Genomic DNA, 7,536 nt, shown 5'->3' on the forward strand with positions numbered 1-7,536 from the left:
TCGTGGTTCAGCGGTGACGGAATACCGGTGGTCGTTTGCCGACGAACGCTCCCATGCCCTCCTTCTGGTCGGCGGTCGCGAACACGGCGTGAAACAGACGGCGTTCGAAGCGGACGCCTTCCGTGAGTGTGGTCTCGAAGGCCCGCCCGACCGCTTCCTTCGCCATCATCGCGACCGGCAGCGACATGCCGGCGACCGTCTCGGCTACGGCCAGGGCTTCGCCGAGCAGGTCGTCGGCGGGGACCACACGGGAGACCAGTCCGGCCCGCTCGGCTTCGGTCGCGTCCATGGTGCGCCCGGTCAGGCACAGCTCCATGGCCTTGGCCTTGCCGACAGCGCGGGTCAGGCGCTGGGAGCCGCCGATGCCGGGGATCACCCCCAGCTTGATCTCGGGCTGGCCGAAGACGGCCGTGTCGGCGGCGAGCAGGACATCGCAGAGCATGGCGAGCTCGCATCCCCCTCCCAGGGCGTATCCGGCGACGGCGGCCACGGTGGGAGTGCGCAGCTGTCCGAGCCGGTCCCAGGCGGCGAACCAGTCGGCGAGGTACATGTCCATGTAGCCCTGCGGCCGCATCTCCTTGATGTCGGCGCCGGCCGCGAACGCCTTCGCCGATCCGGTGATCACGATGCAGCCGCACTCCGGGTCCCGGTCGAGGGCCTCGGTGGCGGCCACCACCTCGTTCATCACCTGGAGGTTCAAGGCGTTCAGGGCCTTGGGTCGGTTGAGGGTGAGCAGGGCGGTACGGCCCTTCCGCTCGACAAGGATCGTCTCGTACTCGACAGCCGGTTCCGCAGTCACGCCTGTTCTCCGCTCTGGTCCCTGATGGTGCGCACGATGCCGGAGAAGTCCTCGGCGGCTCCGGCCCGCTCGGCGTAGGCGGCGTACAACTCGGCTGCTCGCAGGCCGAGTTCTGCCTGCACTCCGCCCGCCTTGACCGCGTTGGCCGCGAGCCCGAGGTCCTTGGCCATGAGGGAGGCGGCGAAGCCCGGCCGGTAGTCCCGGTTGGCGGGACTGGTCGGCACGGGTCCGGGGACGGGACAGTTGACGCTGAGCGCCCAGCACTGCCCGGACGCCGTGGAGGCCACGTCGTACAGGGCCTGGTGGGACAGGCCGAGGCCCTCGCCGAGGACGAACGCCTCGCTTACGGCGATCATGGAGACACCGAGGATCATGTTGTTGCAGATCTTGGCAGCCTGCCCGGCACCGGCGCCGCCGCAGTGGACGGCCTTCTTGCCCATGGCTTCCAGCAGCGGCCGCGCCTCGGCGAACTCCGCCTCTCCCCCGCCGACCATGAAGGTGAGCGTGGCCGCTTCGGCTCCGACCACCCCGCCGGAAACCGGTGCGTCCAGGGCCCGCATTCCGGCGGCCGCCGCACGCTCATGGGCGGTGCGGGCGTCGGCGACGTCGATGGTGGAGCAGTCGACGAAGAGAGTGCCCGGCCGGGCCGCCGTCAGGACAGTGTCGTAGAGGGACAGGACGTGGCTGCCCATGGGAAGCATGGTGATGACCACTTCGGCGTCGGCGACCGCGTCGACCGCCGACGACGCGGGTTCCACCCCCGTCCGCGTGGCGCCGTCCAGAGCGTCCGGCACCAGGTCATGGCCGCGGACACGGTGGCCCGCCTTGACCAGGTTGGCGGCCATGGGGGCGCCCATGTGCCCGAGTCCGATGAATGCGACGGTACGGCTCACCAGGCCACCTCCGTGGCGGCGTCGGGTCCGGCGAGTCCGAGTTCGTGGTCGCCGAGCGGGGCGAAGAAGCGTTCGACGTCGGCGTCGGTCACCTCGACCAAGGTGGCCGGCGACCAGTGCGGGTCACGGTCCTTGTCGATGACCTGGGCGCGGATGCCCTCCACCAGGTCGGGGGTGCGCAGGGCGGCGCACGAGACGCGGTACTCCTGGTCGAGGACCCGCTCCAGCGGGCCGAGGCGCCGGGCACGGCGCACCGCGGCGAGGGTGACCTTCAGGGCGGTGGGGGACTTGGCGAGCAGGGTCTCGGCGGCCTCCTTGGCAGCGGGGTCGCCGTGCGCGAGAAGCCGGTCGACGATTTCCTCGACGGTGTCGGCTGCGTAGCACGCGTCGATCCACTCCCGCCGACCGGCCAACTCGCCACGAAGCGGCGGCTGTACATGGCCGGCGAGTGCCTCTCGCACGGGTTGGTCGGCAAGATCGCCGATGAAGTGCGGGAGTGCGTCGGCCGGTACGAAGTGGTCGGCGAGTCCGCAGAGCAGCGCATCAGCGGCGCCGATCTGTGCGCCGGTCAGTGCCAGGTGGGTGCCCAGTTCTCCCGGGGCGAGGGCGAGCAGGTGAGTGCCTCCGACGTCCGGGACGAAGCCGATCCCGGTCTCCGGCATGGCGATCCTGGACCGCTCGGTGACGATGCGGACGCTGCCGTGCGCGGAGACGCCGACCCCGCCGCCCATCACGATGCCGTCCATCACGGCGACGTACGGCTTGGGGTAGCGGGCGATGCGGGCGTTGAGGCGGTACTCGTCGCGCCAGAACGCCGCCGATGCGCTGCCGTCGCCGGCGCGGGCGTCGTCATGGATGCCTCGGATGTCGCCGCCCGCGCACAGGCCGCGCTCCCCGGCGCCCGTGATGACCACGGTCTCCACGGATGGGTCGTGTTCCCACGCGGTCAGGACCGCGTCGATGCGGCGGACCATCTCGTGGTTGAGGGCGTTGAGGGCCCTGGGCCGGTTGAGGGTGATGTGGGCGGCCCGGCCGGTGGTGTGGAACAGGACGGGTTCGTCGGTGGCGGTCATCCGAGCGCCTCCGTCAGGCCGCGGGCCACGATGACGCGCATGATCTCGTTGGTTCCTTCCAGGATCTGGTGGACGCGCAGGTCACGGACGATCTTCTCGATGCCGTACTCGCTGAGGTAGCCGTAGCCGCCGTGCAGTTGGAGCGCCCGGTCGGCGACCGAGTACCCGGTGTCGGTGGCGAACCGCTTGGCCATGGCGCACAGGTACGGCGCCTGTGGATCTCCCCGGTCGAGCGCCTGGGCGGCCTGCTGGACCAGGGCGCGGGCGGCGGCCAGTTCGGTCGCCATGTCGGCGAGCCGGAAGCGCAGGGCCTGGGCGTCGAGCAGCCGTGCGCCGAACGCTTCCCGGTCGGCGAGGTGGACGAGGCTGCGGTCGAGGGCGCTGCGGGCGCCACCGAGGGAGCAGGCGGCGATGCCGAGCCGGCCGCCGTTCAGGCCGTTCATCGCGATGCGGAAGCCCTCGCCTTCGCGGCCGAGGAGCCGGTCGGCGGGCAGCCGTACACCGTCGAGGACCACTTGTCGGGTGGGCTGGGCGTTCCAGCCCATCTTGCGTTCGTTCGGACCGAAGGTGAGACCGGGGTCGTCCTTGTCGACGATGAACGCGGAGACACCGTCCGCTCCGGTGCCGCCGGTGCGCGCCATCACGACGTACACCTGGGAGGCGCCCGCGCCGGAGATGAACTGTTTGACGCCGGTCAGCACATACTCGTCGCGGTCCCGTACGGCCCGGGTCGTGAGGGCCGCCGCGTCCGAGCCGGCTCCCGGCTCGGTCAGGCAGTAGCTGGCCAGGTCCTCCATGGCGCACAGCCGGGGCAGCCACCGCTCCCGCTGGGTGTCGGCACCGTAGCGGTCGATCATCCAGGCGACCATGTTGTGGATGGAGAGGTACCCGGCGATGGACGGGCAGCCGGAGGCGAGGGACTCGAAGACGAGTACGCCGTCGGCCCGGCTGAGGCCCGAACCGCCGCACTCCTCACGGACGTAGACGCCGCCGAGGCCGAGCCCGGCCGCCTTGCGCAGCACGTCGACGGGGAAGTGCTTGTCCCGGTCCCAGTCGAGGGCGCGGGGTGCGAGATGGTCCTGGGCGAAGTCGAGGGTGGTCTCCACGAGGGCCTGCTGGTCCTCGGTGAGCAGGGTGGTGGTCATACGGCATTCAGCCCATCGTGGGGATCGTGAAGCTCGCACCCTCGCGCAGACCGGCGGGCCAGCGGGAGGTGACGGTCTTGGTGCGGGTGTAGAAGCGGATCGCGTCCGGGCCGTGCTGGTTCAGGTCGCCGAAGCCGGACCGCTTCCAGCCGCCGAAGGTGTGGTAGGCGACCGGCACCGGGATCGGCACATTGATGCCGACCATGCCGGTGTTCACCCGCCGGGTGAAGTCACGGGCCGTGTCCCCGTCGCGGGTGAAGATCGCGACGCCGTTTCCGTAGGGGTGCTCGCTGGGCAGACGCAGGGCCTCCTCGTAGTCGGCGGCGCGCACGACCGTGAGGACCGGGCCGAAGATCTCCTCCTGATAGATCCGCATCGTCGGGGCGACCCGGTCGAACAGCGAGGCTCCGGCGAAAAAGCCGCTCTCGTGGTCGGGGAGAACGAAGTCCCGTCCGTCCACCACGAGTTCGGCACCCTCCTCGACACCGAGGTCGACGTAGGTGCGCACCCGCTCCACCGCCTCCCGGGTGACCAGGGGGCCGAAGTCCGCCTCGGGGTCGTCGCTGCGGCCGATGCGCAGGCTGCCGACGCGCTCCTTCAGCCGGGCGACCAGCGCGTCGGCGGTGTCCTCGCCCACCGGTACGGCGACGGAGATGGCCATGCAGCGTTCGCCCGCCGATCCGTACCCGGCGCCGATCAGGGCGTCCACCGCCTGGTCCAGGTCGGCGTCCGGCATCACGATCATGTGGTTCTTGGCGCCGCCGAAGCACTGGGCGCGCTTGCCGTGGGCGGCGGCGGTGGCGTAGACGTGCGCGGCGATCGGTGTGGAGCCGACGAAGCCCAGGGCGGCGACGCGCGGGTCTTCGAGGAGGGTGTCGACCGATTCCCGCCCGCCGTTGACGACGTTCAGGACGCCGGCCGGCAGACCCGCCTCCAGGAAGAGTTCGGCGAGCCGCAGCGGGACGGACGGGTCGCGTTCGGAGGGCTTGAGGACGAAGGCGTTGCCGCAGGCCAGCGCCGGGGCGGCCTTCCACAGGGGGATCATCGCCGGGAAGTTGAACGGCGTGATCCCGGCGACGACGCCGAGCGGCGCGCGCAGCGAGTGGACGTCGATGCCGGTGCCCGCGTTGTCGGTGAACTCCCCCTTGAGGAGGTGCGGGATGCCCGCGGCGAACTCCACCACTTCCAGCCCGCGTTGGATGTCGCCGTGGGCGTCGGCGATGGTCTTGCCGTGCTCGGAGGACAGCAGCCGGGCCAGCGCGTCCTTCTCCTGCTCGACGAGCTGCAGGAAGCGCAGCAGCACGCGGGCGCGGCGCTGCGGGTTCCACTCGCCCCACTCGCGCTGGGCGTCGACCGCGACACCGATCGCCGCCTCGGTCTCGGCCCGGTCCGCCAAGGGCACGCGGGCCTGGACCTCGCCGGTGTTGGGGTCGTACACGTCACCGTGGAACCCCGATGTTCCCGGGGTGTGCTTGCCACCGACGAAATGGGTCAGCTCGCGTACGTCGGTGCGGTCGTTCGGACGGATCATGGGTGCCTGCTCTCGTCAGGTGAGGGTGATCCGGGATGGCGCGCCGGACCGGCACACGTGGACGCGGTGACGTGCACAGGCGTGCGAGGGCCGCGCGAGAACGCGAATGGCGTGCGAACCGTCAGGCGGTGACGACGGGAATGCGGCGTGTATGAAGCCTGCGGCGGAGTCCGCCGGGATAGTGAATGCGCACCGGTGCCATGCGTGTCAGCTCCATCCTCGTGGACAACACGGAACATCCCACGGCCGGTATCCTGACTCCCGGATCAGTGCGCGCCGTCCGCCTTCCCGACACCCAGCTCGTCAGTGGCGTCCTGCTCGACGGCGTACTCCCCGGTCACAGTGGCGGGACCGTGCCGGAATCACACCGGCTTCCCTGCACCGCGGGCCTACCCCTCGAATATATAGTTGGTCGCCCTAGTAAATCCATCCCCGCAGGCCGCTGTTCCGGTGATGTTCGAGGTCAGTGGGGTTCGGATTCGGCCGTCCGGGGGGCCGCGAAGCGCACGGGCGCCCGGAAGCGGGCCTTGCGGGCGGCGCGCCGGAAGGTGGCCAGGACGGCGGGTCCGGCCAGCAGCACGCACACGAAGTTGGTGACCGCCCGCCCGGTGTCCCAGCCCAGCGAGGTGGCCAGGTCGAAGGCGATGTAGCGGTGCCACTGCTCGGTGAAGGGCAGGCCCGGGAGGTAGGCGATGGAGCTGTTGGGGTCCAGGGAGAACGGCCAGAAGGAGAGGTTGAGCAGGAAGCCGAAGAGGTAGCCGGACAGCGAGCCGTACCCGGCCAGCATCAGCACCTCACGCCGGCCGCTCGCCCTGGGCAGGAATCCGGCGAGCATTCCCACGAAGGCGCAGCCGAACATCTGGTACGGCATCCACGGCCCCACTCCCCCGGTGATCAGGGCGGAGGCGAACAGCGAGGTGCAGCCGAGGACGAACCCGAAGCCGGGGCCGTAGACCCGCCCCGCCAGCACGAGGACGAAGAAGACGGTCTCGACGCCCGCCGTTCCGGCGCCGAGCGGGCGCAGGGCGGCGTTCACTGCGGAGAGTACGCCCAGCATGGCGAGCGCCTTGGAGTCGATGCCGCCCTCGGCGATCTCCGACAGCACCACGCAGAGGACGAGCACCAGCAGGACGCCGAAGATGAGCGGGGGCGCGTAACTGGAGCCGAACTTGCCCGGCGCGACCACGAACGGCCAGAAGAAGGCGACGAGTCCCAGGAAGGCGGACAGCGTCATGACCACGCCGACGCGTGGGGTCAGCCGGATGGCGGTGCCGATGCGCGTACTCATGGACGTGTTCCCTCGTCTTCGGCGGTCGCCAGTTCCCGCGCCACCTGCCGGACTGTCAGGTAGGGCAACGGGGCGAGGATCTTCGCCGTCTGGGGTGCGAAGGTCGGTGAGGAGACGATGACTTCGGTGGTGGGTCCGTCGGCGACGACGTCTCCCTCGGCCATGACCATCACCCGGTCGGCGGCGCGTGCGGCGAACTCGACGTCGTGGGTGGAGATGACGATGGCGCGGCCCTCCGCCGCGAGGGCGTCCACGATGCCGATCAGTGCCGTCTTGGCCCGGTAGTCCAGGCCGCGGGTCGGTTCGTCCAGCAGGACGACGCGGGGCGCGGCGGAGAGCTGGATGGCGAGGACGAGCGCGAGCTTCTGCCCTTCCGACAGATCGCGCGGATGGGTGGCGTCGTCGATGCCGGGCGCCAGCCGGTCGAGCAGGGCGCGCGCCTTCACCTCGGTGCCCGACTCGGCGTCCGCCTGGTCGAGTTCCTGCTTCACGCTCTCCAGGTAGAGCAGGTCGGCGGGGGTCTGCGGGACCAGCCCGACGAGCCGCCTGGCCTGAGCCGGCGGCGCCGCGTGGGGATCCGTCGCGCCGGTCTCGCCGGCCACCCGCACACTGCCCGCCCGGCGGGGTCCGGACCCCTGGAGGGCCCACAGGAGGGAGGACTTTCCCGAGCCGTTGCGGCCCATGAGCGCGGTGACCTCGCCCGCGTGCAGGTCGAGGTCCACCGCGCGTACGGCGGCGACGCCCCGGTAGGTGACCGTGATGCCGCGCGCGGTCAGCAGCCGGGCCCGCTCCCCGTCGGGGGCGGGC

At 71.0% G+C, this 7,536-nt stretch carries 7 protein-coding genes and 1 riboswitch; all 7 genes read right to left on the minus strand.

The window, feature by feature from the left end; translation table 11 throughout:
• Window positions 1-7: 7 nt before the first annotated feature.
• Complete coding sequence (locus FRZ03_RS04795) at window positions 8-799, minus strand: enoyl-CoA hydratase (RefSeq protein WP_146463860.1); 792 nt, start codon at window positions 797-799, stop codon at window positions 8-10.
• Window positions 796-1,692 (minus strand): 3-hydroxyisobutyrate dehydrogenase, encoded by an 897-nt coding sequence (gene mmsB / locus FRZ03_RS04800; RefSeq protein WP_146463861.1) that lies wholly within the window; start codon window positions 1,690-1,692, stop codon window positions 796-798. The genes FRZ03_RS04795 and mmsB overlap by 4 nt, the downstream gene beginning before the upstream one ends.
• On the minus strand, window positions 1,689-2,765 hold the full coding sequence (locus FRZ03_RS04805; RefSeq protein ID WP_146463862.1) for an enoyl-CoA hydratase/isomerase family protein: 1,077 nt from the start codon (window positions 2,763-2,765) through the stop codon (window positions 1,689-1,691). The genes mmsB and FRZ03_RS04805 overlap by 4 nt, the downstream gene beginning before the upstream one ends.
• Window positions 2,762-3,910, minus strand: a complete 1,149-nt coding sequence (locus FRZ03_RS04810; RefSeq protein WP_146463863.1) for an acyl-CoA dehydrogenase family protein — start codon at window positions 3,908-3,910, stop codon at window positions 2,762-2,764. Before FRZ03_RS04810 ends, FRZ03_RS04805 begins: the two co-directional genes overlap by 4 nt.
• 7 nt (window positions 3,911-3,917) lie before the next feature.
• The gene (locus FRZ03_RS04815) at window positions 3,918-5,441 is read right to left on the minus strand and encodes a CoA-acylating methylmalonate-semialdehyde dehydrogenase (RefSeq protein WP_146463864.1); all 1,524 of its coding nucleotides are present in this window, start codon (window positions 5,439-5,441) and stop codon (window positions 3,918-3,920) included.
• Window positions 5,442-5,668: 227 nt separating this feature from the next.
• Window positions 5,669-5,842, minus strand: a riboswitch (cobalamin riboswitch).
• A gap of 62 nt (window positions 5,843-5,904) precedes the next feature.
• On the minus strand, window positions 5,905-6,729 hold the full coding sequence (locus FRZ03_RS04820; RefSeq protein ID WP_146463865.1) for an ECF transporter S component: 825 nt from the start codon (window positions 6,727-6,729) through the stop codon (window positions 5,905-5,907).
• The coding region (locus tag FRZ03_RS04825) for an ATP-binding cassette domain-containing protein (RefSeq protein ID WP_146463866.1) at window positions 6,726-7,536 on the minus strand (811 nt) is incomplete at its 5' end. The genes FRZ03_RS04820 and FRZ03_RS04825, both read right to left, overlap by 4 nt.

Source organism: Streptomyces misionensis (assembly GCF_007896895.1).
GTDB lineage: Bacteria > Actinomycetota > Actinomycetes > Streptomycetales > Streptomycetaceae > Streptomyces > Streptomyces misionensis_A.

What these genes read in the sequence shown, in the direction of transcription:
- FRZ03_RS04805 (WP_146463862.1), bottom strand. Translation starts at nt 2,765, where the DNA reads ATGACCGCCACCGACGAACCCGTCCTGTTCCACACCACCGGCCGGGCC.
- FRZ03_RS04810 (WP_146463863.1), bottom strand. Translation starts at nt 3,910, where the DNA reads ATGACCACCACCCTGCTCACCGAGGACCAGCAGGCCCTCGTGGAGACC.
- FRZ03_RS04815 (WP_146463864.1), bottom strand. Translation starts at nt 5,441, where the DNA reads ATGATCCGTCCGAACGACCGCACCGACGTACGCGAGCTGACCCATTTC.
- FRZ03_RS04820 (WP_146463865.1), bottom strand. Translation starts at nt 6,729, where the DNA reads ATGAGTACGCGCATCGGCACCGCCATCCGGCTGACCCCACGCGTCGGC.